Origin of the sequence: Leisingera daeponensis DSM 23529 (assembly GCF_000473145.1) — a bacterium.
Lineage (GTDB): Bacteria > Pseudomonadota > Alphaproteobacteria > Rhodobacterales > Rhodobacteraceae > Leisingera > Leisingera daeponensis.
Genome location: NZ_KI421500.1, coordinates 2,535,891 through 2,553,299 on the forward strand (window position 1 = coordinate 2,535,891; position 17,409 = coordinate 2,553,299).

Below are 17,409 nucleotides of genomic sequence, written 5' to 3' on the forward strand. Positions count from 1 at the left end.
CTCCCGCCCGCGCCTTGCTTACATCAACAGCCCGCGGCGCAGCAGGTTCAGCCCCGCAACCAGCAAAACCACCAGCGTTGCCCGCCGGAACAGTGCCTGGTCGATCCGGTCATGCAACCGCCCGCCGATCCACATCCCCGCCACCGCCGGCACGATCAGCGCCAGCGAGAACGGTGCCGTTTCGGCCCGCATCACACCCGAGCCTGTATGCGCAATCAGAAGCGCCACCGCGCCCAGGCCGTAGATCACCCCCTGCACCCGGATCTGTTCTGTCTTCTCGGTACCCAGCGCCGTCAGGTAAGCCACCGTCGGCGGCCCCCAGACACCCGAGACGCCGCCGATCAGCCCGGCAACGCCCCCCACCACGGCCTCGCTGCGGCGGCTGGGATTGGAAAGGGTGAGCACCTTTCCCATCAGCTGACTGCAGGCAAAGACCGTCACCGGCAGGCCAATCACCAGAAGCAGCGCCTGCTGCGGCAAGACGCGCACCATCTGCGCACTGAACAGCAGACAAACAAGACCGGTCAGCAGGAACACCCGGAACCGGCGGATCGAGGCCAGGGCGGCCGCCGGACCTTGCCGCAGCGCCTGCATGCCGTTTGTCACCAAGGTGGGCAAAATCAGCCCCGCCAGCGCCAGATCTGGCGCCAGAAACAGGCTGAGGCCGGAGATAAAGATCATCGGCATGGCAAAACCGACCAGGCCTTTGACGGTGCCGGCCAGCAGCGCAATGCCAAATGCGGCCGACAGCTCCGCCGGGGAAAGAAGAGAAAACAACGCCGTCATGCCACCGCTGTATCACATCCGCAGCGTGCTGCATCGGCAAAATCAATACGCAATATTTGATCCAAATGACACGCCTGTTAGTATTTTTGTTGCGCTGCACCTGCAAAATGATTTACCACCGGGCGACCGAAGAAGGATCTGATTCATGGCCCACGACGGACAGGACTTGCATATGAAACCGACACTCATTCCCGACCTGCTGGCGCTGACCGCCGCATCGCTGGAACCGCTTGACCAGCTGTTTGAGGCCGCTCGCGCCTCGGTCAAGGACATGGTGAGCGAGGAGGGCCGGGTATCCGGCCGCCTGATCGAGGAAAACCAGGTGGCGGCACACGGGCTGTCTTGGCTTGCCACTTACGTCTACAGCCTGCGGCAGATGCAGAAATGGGCGGAAAACCTGCAGGCCGAAGGCAAATTCGGCGAGATGGAACAGCTGATCCACCAGATCGGTTTTGGCGAATACCTGCTGCAGGTGAACGGCGGCATCCAGATGAACCAGGGCGAAATCATCCGCCCGCAGGACCTGGGCCTGGGCGCGGACGCCTTGAACACACTGAACGTGCCCGCGGTGGAGACGCTTTGCGCCCAAGGCAACAGCCAGGCCGCGCGGACCCGGCTGGTGGAGCTGATGGAGACGCAGGCCGGTTCCACCATGTTCGGCAACTCCGGCCTGGAGGAAGAGCTGGAGATGATCCGCGACCAGTTCCGCCGCTATGCGGTGGAGAAGGTCGAGCCGAATGCCCACGAGTGGCACCTGAAGGATGAGCTGATCCCGATGGAGGTGATCGAAGAGCTGGCGGAGATGGGCGTCTTTGGCCTGACCATTCCGGAGGAATACGGCGGCTTCGGCCTCTCGAAGGCCTCGATGGTGGTGGTTTCCGAAGAACTGTCGCGCGGCTATATAGGCGTTGGCTCGCTTGGCACCCGCTCTGAAATCGCGGCGGAGCTGATCCTCTGCGGCGGCACCGAAGAGCAGAAAGCCAACTGGCTGCCGAAACTGGCCAGCGCCGAAATCCTGCCCACCGCCGTGTTCACCGAGCCGAACACCGGCTCCGACCTCGGCAGCTTGCGCACCCGTGCGGTGAAGGACGAGAACGGCGATTACAAGATCACCGGCAACAAGACCTGGATCACCCACGCCGCCCGCACCCATGTGATGACCCTGCTGGCGCGCACCGACCCGAACACCACCGACCACCGCGGGCTGTCGATGTTCCTGGCGGAGAAGACCCCGGGCACAGATGAGCACCCCTTCCCAACCGAGGGCATGACCGGCGGTGAGATCGAGGTGCTGGGCTACCGCGGCATGAAGGAATACGAGCTGGGCTTCGACAAATTCCACGTGAAGAAGGAAAATCTGCTGGGCGGCGAGGAGAACAAGGGCTTCAAGCAGCTGATGGAGACCTTTGAATCGGCCCGCATCCAGACCGCAGCCCGCGCCATCGGCGTGGCGCAGTCGGCGCTGGATATCGCCATGCAGTACGCGCAGGAGCGCAAGCAGTTCGGCAAGGCGCTGATCAGCTTCCCGCGCGTCTCCGGCAAGCTGGCGATGATGGCGGTGGAGATCATGATCGCGCGCCAGCTGACCTATTTCTCGGCCTGGGAAAAGGACCACGGCCACCGCTGCGACCTGGAGGCCGGCATGGCCAAGCTCTTGGGCGCGCGGGTCGCCTGGGCGGCGGCGGACAACGGATTGCAGATCCACGGCGGCAACGGCTTCGCGATGGAATACAAGATCTCCCGCGTGCTGTGCGATGCCCGCATCCTCAACATCTTTGAGGGTGCTGCCGAAATCCAGGCACAGGTCATCGCCCGCCGCCTGCTGGGCTGACCGCCAAAAGAGGCCATCGCAGGGGAGCGATCCCCTTCTTGCCCGGCGTTCGCGCCGGGCTTTTTTGCGCCGCCCGGCAACCGCAGCGCAGAACAAATCTGTTTCCGCTGCGGGTTATTCGCTCCCGGCCAAAACCCGTTTACAAGGAGGCATGACACTCTTGCGCTGCTTCCTTGTGCCCTTTCTGTTTCTGCTGGCCGCCTGCGGTGATGCGGTGCCTGCGGATCAGTCTCCCCGCATCCTGGCAATGGGGGATTCCCTGCTGGCGTGGCACAGCCTGGCGGGCAAATCGATTCCGGACACGGTGGCGCGGGAGTTGCAGGAACCGGTGGTGGACCGCTCGGTCTCTGCCGCGCGGATGATTTACAAGCTGCCCCTTTCCGGCGCCGCCGGGATGAACATCCGCAAGCAGTACACGCCCGGGAAATGGGACTGGGTGATCGTGAACGGCGGCGGCAATGACCTGTGGCTCGGCTGCGGCTGCGTTGCCTGCGGCCGCAAGATGGACAAGCTGATCACGGCTGACGGGCGCGGCGGGGCCATCCCCGCGATGCTGTCAGAGCTGCGCGCCACCGGTGCCAGGGTGATCTATGTCGGCTATCTGCGCAGCCCCGGCGTGGGGTCAATAATCGAGCACTGCCGGGACGAGGGCATCGCGCTGGAAGCCCGCATCACCCGTCTGGCGGCACTGGATGAAGGTATCTTCTTTGTGTCGAACAAGGACATGGTGCCCCATGGCGACCGCTCCTATCACGCGCCGGACATGATCCACCCGTCGATCAAGGCCAGCGGAGAGATCGGCCGCAAGGTCGCCGAGATTATCCGCCAAAACTGAAGGGGCCTGCTCCCGCCCCCTTGGCTGCGCCTTTATGCAATGCACCCAAGGCGTTGGGCCGGGCGCCGTGCCGCGCACGGCGCGGCAGCGCTTTGCCGGAATGACACGGCAGGCACCGCGCCTTGCGCGGCGCCGGGCCCAACGGGCGCAAGGCATCTCCAATGCCGCGGCGGCGGGCGGGAGCACCTGCTGCAGGCTGGCCTTGTACAGGGCGCTGCCGCGCTCCAAAATGATTTGAGATGAATATTGCTGGAGGTCTTGATGCTGCGCGCCGCCCTGATCGGCTCCCTGCTGCTTGCGAACGCCTGCGCCGGGGATGAGAGCCTGTCGGCCTATGGCGCCGCGGGGGAGATGTGGCAGCTCCGGAGCATCGATGGTGCAGCCTTTTCAGCGTCTGCGCATCTGACGTTTCCGGAACCGGGCAGGATCGCCGGACGGGGGCCTTGCAACAGTTTCCAAGGCAGCCAGACCGCCCCCTATCCGTGGTTTGAAACCGGCTCTCTGGCGGTGACGCGCGCCGCCTGCCCGGAGCGGGAGGCAGAGGCCGCGTTCCTTCAAGCCCTGCAGGAGATGACGCTGGCGGAGGTGTCGGGCGAGGTGCTGATCCTGAGCAATGAAGCGGGCCGCGAGATGCTGTTCACAGGCGGCGGCTGAGCAGGTCCATGAGCCGGCCGCGTGCCTCGGGCAGCGGGTGGTTGCCCAGCGACGGCGCCAGATGCGCCTCCAGGAAAAAACCCGTGGCGCGCAGGGCTTGAACAATTTCGGCATCCTCGGCGCTGCCCTGGCCCAGCATCACCGGCGGCAGCGGCAGCAGCCGGTCCGCCCAGTCGCCGGCGCCTTCACGTGAAACAGCTCGGCCGGTTTTCGGCGATATGTAAGCCAGCCCGAGGCGGCTGCCGGTCACGGCGCAGGCGGAGAGATCGAGGCCAAAGCCCATCTCCTCCAGCAGCGCCAGCTCCCAGCGCAGGTAGGCCAGCGGCCAGAGGTCTTCGTTCCCTAGAAGGTCGAGCAACTGTTCGCTGCGGGTATAGAGGTCCGGATGCGGCTCGCGCTCCGGCAGGCAGAAGGACAGGAGCGCGGTGACCGTATTGAGCCCGGCCAGCGCCAGCCGCCCGGAGAGCGCCGCGGCAGCGCGGCTGCGCAGGGGTTCGGCGTGGTAGCTGCCCAGGTGATCCTCCAGCCGCGCCCGCCATGTCACATCCAGCTGCGCGCCGGGCTGCAGAATAGGGGCCATCCGGCGGCCGGCGCCGCCGCGCACAACGCCTGCATGGCGGCCGTGGCCTTCGGTAAAGATGTCGATGATGGCGGAGCTTTCGCCGTGGCGGCGCACCGAAAGCAATATGCCGTGATCACGCCACTCCAACGCCCTGCCTCCCTGTCCTGCGGCCTGCCCTACCTGAGCGCATTGCCGGATGGGCTGCAAGCAGCAGGGTCATTCGAGGCCGGGTTCGTCCAGCAGGTGGCGGCCCTGGCGGTCCTCGACCTCGACCACCCAGAGATCGGGGTCGAACTCGCGCTGGCGGCGGATGGAGGCGTCGACCTCGGTCTCGGCGCCGGCGGACAGCTCATCCCATTTGCGGTTGCCGCTCATCAGGTCGTAGGTGCGGTGAAAGGCGCGGGCCTGGCCGTCCAGCGTGTTGAGCTTGACCAGCACAGCGCCTGCGGTGTCGTCGCCATGCGCGGTGATGAAGGCAGGGATGTCCTGAAACCTCAGCCGGGCCAGGTAGGCATCCACCCAGAAGCGGGCGGTGAGGCGGGTCATGCCGCACCCTCGCCTGCGCCCGCGCCAAAGGAGCGTGCGGGTGCCTCCGGCGGGAGTATTTTGGGAAAGATGAAAAGCACGGCCGGCGTCAATTGCCGTCCTTGAAGTCGAGGCCCATCTCCGAGTAGCGCTCCGCCTCTTCCAGCCAGTTCGGGCGCACCTTCACCTGCAGGAACAGATGCACCTTGCGGCCCAGGAATTCCTCCAGCTCGGCGCGCGCAGCCTGGGAGACGGATTTGATAGTCTCGCCGCGCTTGCCCAGAACGATCCCCTTGTGGCCGTCGCGGACCACATAGATGATCTGGTCGACGCGGGCGGAGCCATCCTTGCGCTCTTCCCATTTCTCGGTCTCGACGGTCAGCTGGTAGGGCAGCTCCTGGTGCAGGCGCAGGGTCAGCTTTTCGCGGGTCATTTCCGCCGCGATCATCCGCATCGGCAGGTCCGCGATCTGATCCTCGGGGTAGAGCCAGGGGCTTTCCGGCAGCTTGCCCGCCAGCCATTTGCGCAGGTCATCGACGCCATGGCCGCGCTCCGCCGAGATCATGAAGGTTTCGGCGAATGCGTAGCGGCGGTTCAGGTCCTGGGCGAGGCCCAGCAGTTTTTCCGCGGGCACCTTGTCGATCTTGTTGATCGCCAGCGCCACAGTGCGGCCCTCGCCGATCTCCGCAAGGCCTTCGAGGATGGTCTCGACCCCTTCGGTGATGCCGCGGTGGGCCTCCACCATCAGCACCACAACATCAGCGTCCGCAGCACCGCCCCAGGCGGCGGCCACCATCGCGCGGTCCAGGCGGCGGCGCGGCTTGAACAGGCCGGGGGTATCGACGAACACCAGCTGCGCGTCCCCCTCCATCGCCACGCCGCGAATGCGGGCGCGGGTGGTCTGGACCTTATGGGTCACGATCGAGACCTTGGCCCCGACCATGCGGTTCAGCAAGGTGGATTTGCCCGCGTTGGGCTCTCCGATCAGGGCAACGAATCCGGCGCGTGTGGTCATCTGTAATGGTCCTGTTTGCAGAGCCGATCCCCTACAGGATTTTACCCACAGGGGCCAGAGGCGTTTTCACGGGGCTTGGCACAGCGTCGCACAGGCTTGCCCTATGTCAAAGACCTGTGGCAGGTCCCGTGGGAGAACCGCATCGCCAAGCCAGTCCGACAGCCAGGCCTGTCTTACAGTGCACATAAAGGGACTTGCCTGATGAACCGCCGGGAATTTCTGCTGGGAACTGCTGCATCTGCCGGGGCGTTTGGCGCAGGCGGCTGGGGGCTGGCGGCTGCCGGTGAGGCGCAGCAGCTGACCATCCAGCCTGCCAGCTTTGCTTTCCGCGAGACGCCGACCGAGGGTCTGGTGAGCCTGTCGCCGGATGCGCCGCCGCCGGTGCTGTACGGCACGCAGGGCGAGCCGATGCGGCTGCGGGTGGTCAATCGCACCGAAGACTACACCGCGATGCATTGGCACGGGCTGCGGATCGCCAATGCGATGGACGGGGTGCCCTATCTGACCCAGATGCCGATCGCGGGCTGCGAGTCGTTTGACTACGAATTCACCCCGCCGGATGCCGGCACCTACTGGTATCATCCGCACTGCATGACAATGGCGCAGATGGCGCACGGGCTGACCGGGGTAATGGTGATCCGGGAGACAAAAGATCCCGGTTTCGACGGTGATCAGGCCATCAACCTGCGGGATTTCCGGCTGGATGATCAGGGCGCCTTCCTGCCCTATTACACTGCGCGCGGGGCGGCCCGTGGCGGGACGCATGGCAATGTGCTGACGGCGAACTGGCTGCAGGTGCCGGTCTATGATCATCCGGCGGGCGGGCTGGTGCGGCTCAGGGTGGTGAACACGGACACCACCCGGATCTACAAGCTGCATCTGAGCACGGATCAGGCGCGGATCATTGCCTGGGACGGGCATCCGGTGGAGTTTGAGCTGCCCCTGCCTTCAGCGGAGGCCCCTTTGCTGCTCGGGCCTGGCCAGCGGGCGGATTTCGCGGTGCAGATGGCTGCGGATGAGGGGCAGACGGCGGATTTGCTGGCGGAGCTGCCAGGGCAGCCCGCCCGCACTATGGCGCGCCTGCGGTCCGTTGGCGCGGACCTGGCGCGGGATCTGCGGGAGCTGAAGCCGCTGCCTGCCAACCCGGTTGCCCGGCCGGATCTGGCAAACGCTGAAGTGCATGATTTCGTGTTTGGCTGGACGCCAGAGGGCGGGCCGCCGGATGATGGCTTTTGCGGCTCGATGGGTTACAGTTTCTGGTCGATCAACCGCACGCCCTGGGCCGGGGATGCCGCCAAGGGCACCGGGCCGCTGGCGGTGCTGGAGCGCGGCAAGAGCTATGTGCTGCGGCTGCGGAATGAATCGCCCAACCTGCATCCGATCCATCTGCACGGGCTGGCGTTCGTGCCGCTCCGCTCGAACCTGCGCGAGCTGCCGCCGCTGGTGACGGACACCCTGCTGCTGCTGAAGGACGAAGTGGCCGAGATTGCGCTGGTCGCCGACAATCCCGGCGACTGGGCGTTCCACTGCCATGTGATCGAGCACCAGAAGACCGGGCTTGCGGGCTATATCCGGGTGACTTGAGCGGTCAGCCGAGCTGTTCCAGCAGCGCCTTGGCAGCGGCCTGTTCGGCCTGCCGCTTGGAGCCTGCGGTGGCCTGGGCTTCGGTGCCGTCCTGCAGCCGCGCCGCGATGGTGAAGACCGGGGCGTGATCCGGGCCGCTGCGGGAAACTTCCACATAAATGGGCACTTGCTGCCCGCGCGCCTGCGCCCACTCCTGCAGCGAGGTCTTGGCGTCGCGCGCATCCGTTTCGACTTGATGGATGCGAGTGCCCCACAGGCGCAGGATCATCTCCGCCGCCGCGTCGAACCCTGCGTCCTTGTAAACGGCGGCGATCACCGCCTCCATCGCATCGCCCAGCAAGGCCTGTTTGCGGCGGCCGCCGGACATCATTTCGGAGCGGCCCAGCTTGAGCACCGCGCCAAGGTCGATCTCCTTGGCGACATCGGCGCAGGCCTCCTTGCGCACCAGCGCGTTGAAGCGCGGCGCCAGCTGGCCTTCGGTGGCGGTCTTGTCATGCTCCAGCAGCGCGGTCGCCATCACCAGCCCCAGAACCCGGTCGCCCAGGAACTCCAGCCGCTGGTTGTCCTTGCGGTTGGACGACGACACGGAGGCGTGGGTCACGGCGCGCTGCAGCAGCTCCGGGCGGGCAAACTTATGCCCGATGCGTTCCTCGAACGCACGCAATTCCTTGGACAGCTTCACTCGATCCCCTTGAAGAAACGGTCGCTCCGCCAGGTCCAGAAATACAGCATGGACCGCCCGGCAGAGGAGAACATGATCCGGTCGGCACGGCCGATCAGGTTTTCAAAAGGGACAAAGCCAACCCCGCCCGCAGATTGCGGCAGGCGGCTGTCGGAGGAGTTGTCCCGGTTGTCGCCCATGAAGAAATAGTGCCCTTCCGGAACCTGGTACACGCCTGTGTGGTCCATGCCCTGGTTGGTGATGTTGAGCACGATATGCTCATTGCCGCCCGGCAGGGTTTCCAGCTTGCGCGATTTCTTGCAGACGGCGCCCTGGCCCACCGGCGCGTTTTCACAGCGCGGGAAGGAGCCCTGCGGTCCCTGGCGTTCCATCACTTCCTCGAACTGGCCGGCATCCTCAAGCTTGACCGGCGCGCCGTTGATGAACAGCACGCCGTTCTTCATCTGGATCTTGTCGCCCGGCAGGCCGACCAGCCGCTTGATGAAGTCGTTGCCGTTGACCGGATGGCGGAACACCACCACATCGCCGCGCTCCGGCTGGCCGCCCATCAGGCGGGTGTTGTCACCGTCTAGAAAGCCGCAGATGTCCTTGGCGTCGATGTTCAGCCCGACCGCGCCAATGCGCACGCTGGGGCAAGAGGCGTAGGAATAGCCGTAGGCCATCTTGTTCACGAACAGGAAGTCCCCGATCAGCAGGGTTTCCTTCATCGATCCGGACGGGATCCAGAAGGGCTGGAAGAACAGGGTGCGGAAGACACCGGCGATCAGCAGCGCGTAGACGATGGTTTTGATCGTCTCAAGGATCGAACTGCCGGTCTTTGCTTTGGCCGTCATCAGGCTCTCCGGTTTGGAAACAGGGTCCGGGGCTACATGCGGGCCTGAGGGGGGCAAGTCAAGTTCCCGAAGATGATTCCGCCGGGTCGCTGGCGGACGGGCGCGCCTCAATCACCACGAAGGCCTGCGCCCAGGGGTGGTCGTCGGTCAATGTCACGTGGATCACCGCCTCATGGCCGGGCGGGGTCATCTCGCGCAGACGGTCGGCAGCCCAGCCGGTCACATGCATCACCGGCTGGCCGGTGCGCAGGTTGGAGACCGCCATGTCCTTCCAGGCGATGCCCATGCGCAGACCGGTGCCAAGCGCCTTTGAGCAGGCCTCCTTGGCGGCCCAGCGCTTGGCATAGGTGCCAGCAACATCGCGGCGGCGCTCGGCCTTTTTCTGCTCAGTTTCGGTGAACACCCGGTTGCGGAACCGGTCTCCGAACCGGTCCAGCGTACGCTGGATACGCTCGATATTGGCAAGATCGGTGCCGACGCCCAGGATCATTCTTCCAGCCGCTTCAAACCGAGCTTGATGCCATGGCCCAGAAACAGCCGGTTCACCAGCAGAACCACGCCCAGCAGCACCAGGGCAATCAGCGCCAGGAATGAGCCTGGGATGACCTCGCGTGCCTCTGCGATCATTGCCGAGTTCCAGAACAGCAGCAGCTGAAGCAGGGTCAGAACCGCAACAACGCCGGTCATCGCCAGCGACGCCAGCCAGGCCTCCCGCCCAGCCAGTGGCCGCTTCTCGGAACTGACAAAGCGCATTCCGGCCCGGACAGAGGCGAACATCGGCGGCAGCACCGTCGCCAGCCCGGGCGGCAGGGAACGGCCGAAACGGTCCAGAACCAGCGCCATTGCCATCAGAATCGCCGCCGCCAGCAGCCAGTCGAGCCCATAACGCAGCAATTCCGCCCGCCCATGAGGTTGCGCCATCAGCCTTTACCCCCGCGCGCTTCATCCATCAGGCGGCGCATTTCGCGCACTGCCGGGGTCAGGCCGCGAAAGATGGCCTCGCCGATCAGGAAGTGGCCGATGTTCAATTCCCTCACCTCCGGAAAGGCCGCAACCGGCTGCACGGTCTCATAGGTGAGGCCATGGCCCGCATGCACCTCCAGCCCCAGCGAATGGGCGTAGGCAGACATGTCCCGCAGCGCCTCCAGCTCGCGGTCGCGCTCTGCAAGCTTGCCCTCGGCGTGGAAATCGCAATAGGCGCCGGTGTGCAGTTCGATCACCTCGGCCCCGATCCGGTGCGCAGCCTCGATCTGCTTGCGGTCGGCAGCAATGAAGATCGACACCCGGCAGCCCGCCTCGCGCAGCGGGGCGATGTAATGCGCCAGGCGGTTTTCCTCGCGCGCCACTTCCAGCCCGCCCTCGGTCGTGCGCTCTTCGCGCTTTTCCGGCACGATGCAGACCGCGTGCGGCTTGTGGCGCAGGGCGATCTTCTGCATTTCCTCCGTCGCCGCCATCTCGAAGTTCAGCGGCACGCTCAGCGCCTCCATCAGCCCGTCAATGTCAGCGTCGGTGATATGGCGGCGGTCTTCGCGCAGGTGGGCGGTGATGCCGTCGGCGCCTGCCTCCTCCGCCAGTTTTGCAGCGCGCACCGGGTCCGGATAAGCGCCGCCGCGGGCGTTGCGCACAGTGGCGACGTGGTCGATGTTCACGCCCAGGCGCAGTTGGTTCTGTGTCATGAGAGGTCTCTCATCCGTCTGAAGTCAAAGCCTTGAGCCAAAGACTAGACAGACAGCGGGCAAGAGCAAGCCTGCAGGCGAGAATGGTACAATCCGGCAGCGCGGCTCAGGAGCCGGTGCTGACTTCGGCACGCTGCTTGATCGCCTCGAACTTGGCCTTGATCTTGGCCCGGCGGCGCTGCTGGTAGACGCGGATCACCGGCAGGCTGAGCATATAGCAGACCGTGGCGCTGATGATGCCCGGGATGATGCCGCCGATCATGTAGGGATAGAACACCTCGTTATAGAACAGGTGCAGCCCCTGCCAGTCGGCGGGCTTGTCCATGAACAGCGCAAACAGGTTGTCCTTCAGGTCGGCGCCCGCGGCCATGAACTTGCCCGCAAGCGACTTGTCGACTTCCTCGTCGAACTCGGTGCCCAAGATCCAATGGCCGGTCTGCAGGCTGGCCACCCCGATCGGCACGTAGGTCAGCGGGTTGCCAAAGAAGGTGGCGCTGAGCGAGGCCAGGATATTGCCGTTCATCAGCCGCGCGATGATCGCCGCCACCACGAAATGCATACCGTAAAAGGGCGTGAAGGTGGTGAACACCCCGGCCCAGATCCCGCGGGCGATGCGTTCGGGCGAATCGGGCAGCCGCCGCACCCGGTGTTTCACGTACAGGAAGGCCCGGGCCCAGCCGCCGCGCGGCCAGACGAAGTCCGCCAGCGCGCGGAGGGGCGAACGTCTGTCCCGGCGCCTGAATACCAAAGCTGTCCGTCCTTCCCAGTTCCGGCTTAGAGTTTCAGCGGCTTACCCCGGAAAATGGCGTTCTTCCGGCTTGTTCCGGAACCGCGCCACCGCGGCAACATCGCTTTCCGCCTCTAGTGTCAGCATCAGCGAGTGCAGCTGCTCCACATCCCGCAGCTCCACATTGATCATAAGCCGGTAAAAGTCTGGTTTCCTGTCAACAAATTCAAGGTCCGAAATATTGGCCTTTTTCTCGCCGATCAATGTGCAAATGCGCCCCAGCACCCCGGCATCATTGCCGATGGTCAGCTCCAGCGTGGTGCCGTAAGCCGCCGGGTGGGTGCCGCTGTGCCAATGCACGTCCATCCAGCGCTCCGGCTGGTCCTCGAATTCGCCCAGCTTGTCGCAGTCGGCGGCATGCACCACCACACCGCGGCCGCGGTAGGTGATGCCGATGATGCGCTCGCCCGGCAGCGGCTGGCAGCATTGCGCGCGCTCGAAGCTCTGCCCGGGCTCCAGGCCGATCACCGCCCGGCGCGGTGAAATCTCATCTCCATCGCCGGAGGTGGTCAGTTCGGGGTAGACCGACTGCACCACGTCATGCGCGGTGATCTCGGCCGCGCCCAGCCGTGCCAGCAGCTCGTTCACGCCGCTGGCGCGCAGCGCGCGGGCCGCGGTTTCCAGCGCCTTGTCCGTCGCCTTCTTGCCAACATGCTCAAACGCCGAGCGCGCAAGTTCATGCCCCAGCTTCACAAACCGCGCCCGGTCCGCTTCGCGCAGAGCGCGGCGGATGGAAGTGCGGGCCTTGCCGGTGGTGGCGATCTCCAGCCAGCTGACCTGCGGGGTCTGGCCTTCGGCGGTGATCACATCCACCGACTGGCCATTGCGCAGCCGGGTCCACAGCGGCACCCGGATCCCGTCCACCTTGGCCCCGACGCAGGCATGGCCGATGCGGGTGTGAATGGCATAGGCAAAGTCGATCGGCGTCGCGCCCTTGGGCAGCTTGATCACGTCGCCCTTGGGGGTGAAGCAGAACACCTGATCCGAATACATCTCAAGCTTCACGGCTTCGAGGAATTCGTCGTGGTCGTCCTCGGCGTCGAACTGTTCGGTCAGCGAGGCAATCCACTTGGCCGGGTCAACGGCAAAGGGGTTCTCCGAGCGCACCCCGTCGCGGTAGGACCAATGCGCCGCCACGCCGGTTTCGGCCACATCGTGCATCTGGCGGGTGCGGATCTGCACCTCAACCCGCTTGCCGTCGCGGCCCGACACCGTGGTGTGGATCGAGCGATAGCCGTTGGATTTCGGCTGGCTGATATAGTCCTTGAAACGGCCCGGCACGGCCCGCCAGCGCTGATGGATGGCGCCCAGCGCGCGGTAGGCGTCCTCTTCGGACCCGGTGATCACCCGAAAACCGTAGATATCCGACAGCCGCGAGAACCCCTGATCCTTGGCCTGCATCTTGCGCCAGATCGAATAGGGTTTCTTGGCGCGGCCAAATACCTCTGCCTCGATACCGGCCTTCTCCAGCTCCAGCCGCATGTCGCCGGTGATCCGGTGGATCACGTCGCCGGTTTCGCGCTGCAGGGTCACAAAGCGGCGGATGATCGACTGCCGCCCTTCCGGGTTCAGCACGCGGAAGGCCAGATCCTCCAGCTCCTCGCGCATCCACTGCATGCCCATCCGGCCCGCCAGCGGCGCATAGATATCCATGGTCTCGCGCGCCTTCTGGGCCTGTTTCTCAGGGCGCATCGCCTTGATGGTGCGCATGTTGTGCAGGCGGTCCGCAAGCTTCACTAGGATCACCCGCAGATCCTTGGACATCGCCATGAACAGCTTGCGGAAGTTTTCCGCCTGCTTGGTCTCGCGGCTGCTGAGCTGCAGGTTGGTCAGCTTGGTGACGCCGTCAACCAGCATCGCCACCTCGCCGCCAAAGCGGCGGGCGACTTCTTCGTAGTTCGCCTTGGTATCTTCGATGGTGTCATGCAGCAGCGCGGTGATGATGGTTGCATCATCCAGCCGCTGTTCGGTCAGGATCGCGGCCACCGCCACAGGATGCGTGAAATAGGGCTCGCCCGAGTGGCGGAACTGCCCCTCATGCATCTGCTCGCCGAAGGCATAGGCCTCGGCGATCCGTGCTGCATTGGTCTTGGGGTTGTAGTTGCGGACCAGAGCAATCAGGTCGTCAGGGGAAATCATGTCCGGTCCGCAGCCTCAAAATTCTCGGAACGCGCGCCTCAGCCCTGGCCCTGGGCCTCCATAAGCGCGCGCAGCAGTTTCTCTTCTGACATGTCGTCTTCGGCAGGCTTGTCGTGGTCCGCGCCCATCAGCAGAGCCATGGAATCCTCTTCCGGCTCGTCAACCTCGATCTGGGTCTGGTTGCTCTCGATCAGACGCTCGCGCAGCTCGTCCGCGCTCTGGGTCTCTTCGGCGATCTCGCGCAGGGACACAACCGGGTTCTTGTCGTTGTCACGGTCGACAGTGATCGGGGCACCAGCCGAGATTTCGCGGGCACGGTGCGCAGCCAGCATCACCAGCTCAAAGCGGTTGGGCACTTTATCGACGCAATCTTCAACCGTCACGCGGGCCATCAGCGACTCTCCAATTCAATTCCTGGTCCAGAAGGCAGACTTCTACGCCCAAATCTTTCTCTTGACAAGGGCGGAAAACACAGCATCGCGCGCGCTAAAGAGGGCACACTTCAGCCACCTCTTCCGGCGGCAATTCCGCCAGCATTTCGGCCGCGGTTTTCTGCAAGACCGGATGGCGCCAGCGCGGCGCGATGTCTTGCAGCGGCACCAGCACAAAGACACGGTCCTGAATGCGCGGATGCGGCAGGATCAGCTGCCCCGGCGCCTCCTGCATCTGGCGTTCCAGCGGCAGCCCCTGCCAGCGGGCATACCCTGCTGCATCCGGCAGAACCGCACCGCTGTGGTCCAGCAGATCCAGATCCAGCGTGCGCATTCCCCAGCGCTGCTCCCGCACCCGGGCGAACCGCGCCTCAATCTCATGCAGGCGCGCCAGCAGGGCATTGGCGGACAGGGAGGTTTCCACCGCCACAGCGGCATTTACATAATCCGGACCGGCACCGGCCGGAAAACAGGGCGTGCGGAAAAACCGCGAGACACTGCGCAGCCTGATATCCTCCGCCTGCAAGGCGGCGATGGCCTTTGACAAGGTGTCTTCCGGCGCACTAGCCTCAACGGGCAGGTTACCGCCAAGTGCGATCAGAGACAGTTTCCGGTTTTCGGCCATTTTTGACCCATTTTCAGAATGGCAGTATACTTGCGGCAGATGACAAATAACTTACATTAAGTCCACCCGTTTCGCCGTTTTCAAGCTCACACTCACGGAACTCCCGGCTGAGGCGGATATACCGGAAGGAACATTTGATGTTTTACAAAGACGAACGGCTTGCGCTGTTCATAGACGGGTCGAATCTGTACGCTGCGGCCAAGGCGCTCGGGTTTGACATCGACTATAAGCTTCTGCGGCAGGAATTCATGCGCCGCGGCAAGCTGCTGCGTGCCTTTTATTACACCGCTCTGCTGGAAAATGACGAGTATTCGCCGATCAGACCGCTGGTGGACTGGCTGCATTACAACGGCTTCACCATGGTCACCAAACCGGCCAAGGAATACACCGACAGCCTGGGCCGCCGCAAAGTCAAAGGCAACATGGATATCGAACTGACTGTAGATGCCATGGAGCTGGCGCCGCGGGTGGACCATATCGTGCTGTTCTCGGGCGATGGGGATTTTCGCCCGCTGATTGCAAGTCTGCAGCGCCAGGGCGTGCGGGTTTCGGTGGTGTCCACCATCCGCAGCCAGCCGCCGATGATCTCTGACGACCTGCGCCGCCAGGCCGATAATTTTATCGAACTGGAAGAGCTGCGCGACGTGATCGGCCGCCCGCCGCGCGAGCAGAGCGATCAGCGCTCGGCAACTGTCGCGCACGGCTGAGCGCAAGCAGCCGCCTGATACCCGGAGCGAGGCGCCTGATGGGGCGGCGCCTTCTCCGGACCTGATCAATTGTCTGCCTGGCTGTTTATCTGGTTGTGGCGGGCGATCACTTCTGCTGGCCAGCGGCTCTTTATGTAGGCCAGCACCGCCAGCATTTCCTCCTCCGTCAGCACACCGGCAAAACCGCCCATGCGGCTGCGGTAGCCGTTGCCGACCACCTCGGCGACGCCGCGCCGCGTGATATCCAGCAGCTGCCCGTCCGGGTGATGCCAGGTGTGGCCGTTTTCATCCTGCGGCGGCGCCGGAAGATAGCCCTCGCTGTCCCGGTCCTGCCAATTGGGCTCGCCCTGCAAGTCTGCTCCGTGGCAGCTGGCGCAGTAATCCAGATACACGGCCTCGCCCAAAGCCACAGCTTCCGCATCCTGATAGGGCAGGATCCCGGCGGCCTGCGGGCCGCTCTCCGCCAGCCAGTAATACACGGCCGCCGCCAACCCGGCCGCAGCGGTAGCGGCAACCACCTTCTTCATGCCGACCCCATGCCTGTTGCTGTCCAAGGCGGGCTTTTGCCGCCTTCCCCCGCGGGAACCTCCAATCACAAACCTGTGAGGCCGCCCGGGCACTGGACCTCGCCGCCTGAACCGCTTACCTCTGGCGCGCAAGGAGACGCCCATGACCAAGCCAGCCCTGACCCTTTACCTCGCCGCGCCGCGCGGCTTTTGCGCCGGAGTGGACCGCGCCATCAAGATCGTCGAAATGGCGATCGGCAAATGGGGGGCGCCGGTCTATGTGCGCCATGAAATCGTGCATAACAAATTCGTGGTCGATTCCTTGCGCGAAAAAGGCGCGGTGTTTGTCGAGGAACTGGACGAATGCCCCGATGACCGGCCGGTGATTTTCTCCGCCCACGGGGTGCCGAAATCGGTGCCTGCTGCGGCTGAGGCGCGCGAGATGATCTATGTCGATGCCACCTGCCCGCTGGTCTCCAAGGTGCATATCGAGGCGCAGCGCCATGCCGAAGCCGGTTTGCAGATGATCATGATCGGCCACAAGGGCCACCCGGAGACCATCGGCACCATGGGCCAGCTGCCTGAGGGCGAGGTCCTGCTGGTCGAAACCGCAGCGGATGTGGCAACGGTTGAGGTGCGCGACCCGGACCGTCTGGCCTATGTGACCCAGACCACCCTGTCGGTCGATGACACCAAGGGCATCGTTGCGGCGCTGGAAGAGCGTTTCCCGAACATTATCGGCCCGCACAAGGAAGACATCTGCTATGCCACCACCAACCGCCAGGAAGCGGTGAAATCGGTGGCGCCCAAGTCGGACGCCCTGCTGGTGGTCGGCGCGCCGAATTCTTCGAACTCCCGCCGCTTGGTCGAGGTCGGCGCCAAGAACGGCTGTGCGTACGCCCAACTCGTGCAGCGCGCCGAAAACATCGACTGGCGCGCGCTGGAGGGCATCCGCTCCATTGCGATCACCGCCGGCGCCTCTGCCCCGGAACTGCTGGTCAACGAGGTGATCGACGCCTTCAGGGAGCGCTACGACGTGACGGTTGAGGTGGTCGAGACCGCAGTGGAAACGGTGGAGTTCAAGGTGCCCCGCGTCTTGCGGCAGCCTGCATAACCTCTTTGCAGGCGGCCATTCCGGTCACAGAAAACGCATGCGCCGCGGGCTAATCGTGCTACGCCTTAGTCCGCGGGCATTTTCTGGAGCCGTTTTCATGATCACCCAGCACTTTCT

At 64.5% G+C, this 17,409-nt stretch carries 21 protein-coding genes; 7 read left to right on the plus strand and 14 right to left on the minus strand.

Features of this window, described 5'->3' with window-relative positions; translation table 11 throughout:
• Positions 1–18 precede the first annotated feature (18 nt).
• Entirely contained in the window at positions 19–786 is a 768-nt protein-coding gene (locus DAEP_RS0112890; protein ID WP_008556537.1) for a sulfite exporter TauE/SafE family protein, read from the minus strand.
• Between DAEP_RS0112890 and DAEP_RS24255 the strand changes: the two genes are divergently transcribed.
• From DAEP_RS24255 to DAEP_RS0112910, 4 genes are all read left to right on the plus strand, one after another.
• A complete protein-coding gene (locus tag DAEP_RS24255; protein WP_167630818.1) occupies positions 686–928 on the plus strand; it encodes a hypothetical protein in 243 nt (80 codons plus the stop codon). The two genes, DAEP_RS0112890 and DAEP_RS24255, sit on opposite strands and share 101 nt — an antisense overlap.
• 3 nt (positions 929–931) lie before the next feature.
• Positions 932–2,617, plus strand: coding sequence for an acyl-CoA dehydrogenase family protein (locus tag DAEP_RS0112895; protein WP_027244922.1), 1,686 nt, complete (start codon positions 932–934; stop codon positions 2,615–2,617).
• A gap of 160 nt (positions 2,618–2,777) precedes the next feature.
• A complete protein-coding gene (locus DAEP_RS0112900) occupies positions 2,778–3,452 on the plus strand; it encodes an SGNH/GDSL hydrolase family protein (RefSeq protein ID WP_027244923.1) in 675 nt (224 codons plus the stop codon).
• A gap of 261 nt (positions 3,453–3,713) precedes the next feature.
• The gene (locus DAEP_RS0112910) at positions 3,714–4,106 is read left to right on the plus strand and encodes an META domain-containing protein (RefSeq protein WP_027244925.1); all 393 of its coding nucleotides are present in this window, start codon (positions 3,714–3,716) and stop codon (positions 4,104–4,106) included.
• On the opposite strand, the gene recO is transcribed toward DAEP_RS0112910, so the two are convergent.
• The 3 genes from recO to era all read right to left on the minus strand — a co-directional run bounded on the left by recO (position 4,090) and on the right by era (position 6,208).
• The gene (recO, locus tag DAEP_RS0112915) at positions 4,090–4,815 is read right to left on the minus strand and encodes a DNA repair protein RecO (protein WP_027244926.1); all 726 of its coding nucleotides are present in this window, start codon (positions 4,813–4,815) and stop codon (positions 4,090–4,092) included. The two genes, DAEP_RS0112910 and recO, sit on opposite strands and share 17 nt — an antisense overlap.
• Positions 4,816–4,884: 69 nt before the next feature.
• A complete protein-coding gene (locus tag DAEP_RS0112920) occupies positions 4,885–5,214 on the minus strand; it encodes a DUF1491 family protein (RefSeq protein WP_008557039.1) in 330 nt (109 codons plus the stop codon).
• An 88-nt stretch (positions 5,215–5,302) separates the two neighbouring features.
• A complete protein-coding gene (gene era / locus DAEP_RS0112925; RefSeq protein ID WP_008555932.1) occupies positions 5,303–6,208 on the minus strand; it encodes a GTPase Era in 906 nt (301 codons plus the stop codon).
• Between the two features lie 201 nt (positions 6,209–6,409).
• Here era and DAEP_RS0112930 point away from each other — a divergent pair, with 201 nt between their 5' ends.
• On the plus strand, positions 6,410–7,792 hold the full coding sequence (locus DAEP_RS0112930; RefSeq protein WP_027244927.1) for a multicopper oxidase family protein: 1,383 nt from the start codon (positions 6,410–6,412) through the stop codon (positions 7,790–7,792).
• 4 nt (positions 7,793–7,796) lie between these two features.
• Here the strand turns inward: DAEP_RS0112930 and rnc are convergent, their stop codons facing one another.
• From rnc to folK, 9 genes are all read right to left on the minus strand, one after another.
• On the minus strand, positions 7,797–8,474 hold the full coding sequence (rnc, locus tag DAEP_RS0112935) for a ribonuclease III (RefSeq protein ID WP_008553576.1): 678 nt from the start codon (positions 8,472–8,474) through the stop codon (positions 7,797–7,799).
• Complete coding sequence (gene lepB / locus DAEP_RS0112940; protein ID WP_008555844.1) at positions 8,471–9,307, minus strand: signal peptidase I; 837 nt, start codon at positions 9,305–9,307, stop codon at positions 8,471–8,473. Before lepB ends, rnc begins: the two co-directional genes overlap by 4 nt.
• Before the next feature lie 58 nt (positions 9,308–9,365).
• Positions 9,366–9,797 (minus strand): holo-ACP synthase, encoded by a 432-nt coding sequence (gene acpS / locus DAEP_RS0112945; protein ID WP_008555821.1) that lies wholly within the window; start codon positions 9,795–9,797, stop codon positions 9,366–9,368.
• Positions 9,794–10,228 carry an ABZJ_00895 family protein gene (locus tag DAEP_RS0112950; protein ID WP_027244928.1) on the minus strand — a complete coding sequence of 145 codons (435 nt, stop codon included), beginning with the start codon at positions 10,226–10,228 and terminating at the stop codon, positions 9,794–9,796. The genes acpS and DAEP_RS0112950 overlap by 4 nt, the downstream gene beginning before the upstream one ends.
• Entirely contained in the window at positions 10,228–10,983 is a 756-nt protein-coding gene (locus DAEP_RS0112955; RefSeq protein ID WP_027244929.1) for a pyridoxine 5'-phosphate synthase, read from the minus strand. The genes DAEP_RS0112950 and DAEP_RS0112955 overlap by 1 nt, the downstream gene beginning before the upstream one ends.
• A 106-nt stretch (positions 10,984–11,089) precedes the next feature.
• Positions 11,090–11,731: a DUF2062 domain-containing protein gene (locus DAEP_RS0112960; protein ID WP_027244930.1), complete on the minus strand. Its 642-nt coding sequence runs from the start codon at positions 11,729–11,731 to the stop codon at positions 11,090–11,092.
• 42 nt (positions 11,732–11,773) lie between these two features.
• Positions 11,774–13,909, minus strand: a complete 2,136-nt coding sequence (locus DAEP_RS0112965; protein WP_008556751.1) for a RelA/SpoT family protein — start codon at positions 13,907–13,909, stop codon at positions 11,774–11,776.
• Positions 13,910–13,947: 38 nt separating this feature from the next.
• Positions 13,948–14,301, minus strand: coding sequence for a DNA-directed RNA polymerase subunit omega (gene rpoZ, locus DAEP_RS0112970; RefSeq protein ID WP_008554072.1), 354 nt, complete (start codon positions 14,299–14,301; stop codon positions 13,948–13,950).
• Positions 14,302–14,395: 94 nt separating this feature from the next.
• Entirely contained in the window at positions 14,396–14,965 is a 570-nt protein-coding gene (folK, locus tag DAEP_RS0112975; protein ID WP_027244931.1) for a 2-amino-4-hydroxy-6-hydroxymethyldihydropteridine diphosphokinase, read from the minus strand.
• A 137-nt stretch (positions 14,966–15,102) separates the two neighbouring features.
• On the opposite strand from folK, the gene DAEP_RS0112980 reads away from it, so the two are divergent.
• Positions 15,103–15,672 (plus strand): LabA-like NYN domain-containing protein, encoded by a 570-nt coding sequence (locus DAEP_RS0112980; RefSeq protein WP_008555764.1) that lies wholly within the window; start codon positions 15,103–15,105, stop codon positions 15,670–15,672.
• 65 nt (positions 15,673–15,737) lie between these two features.
• On the opposite strand, the gene DAEP_RS0112985 is transcribed toward DAEP_RS0112980, so the two are convergent.
• On the minus strand, positions 15,738–16,199 hold the full coding sequence (locus DAEP_RS0112985) for a c-type cytochrome (protein ID WP_027244932.1): 462 nt from the start codon (positions 16,197–16,199) through the stop codon (positions 15,738–15,740).
• Positions 16,200–16,341: 142 nt separating this feature from the next.
• Here DAEP_RS0112985 and ispH point away from each other — a divergent pair, with 142 nt between their 5' ends.
• Complete coding sequence (gene ispH / locus DAEP_RS0112990) at positions 16,342–17,292, plus strand: 4-hydroxy-3-methylbut-2-enyl diphosphate reductase (RefSeq protein ID WP_008553458.1); 951 nt, start codon at positions 16,342–16,344, stop codon at positions 17,290–17,292.
• The last annotated feature ends 117 nt before the right edge of the window (positions 17,293–17,409 follow it).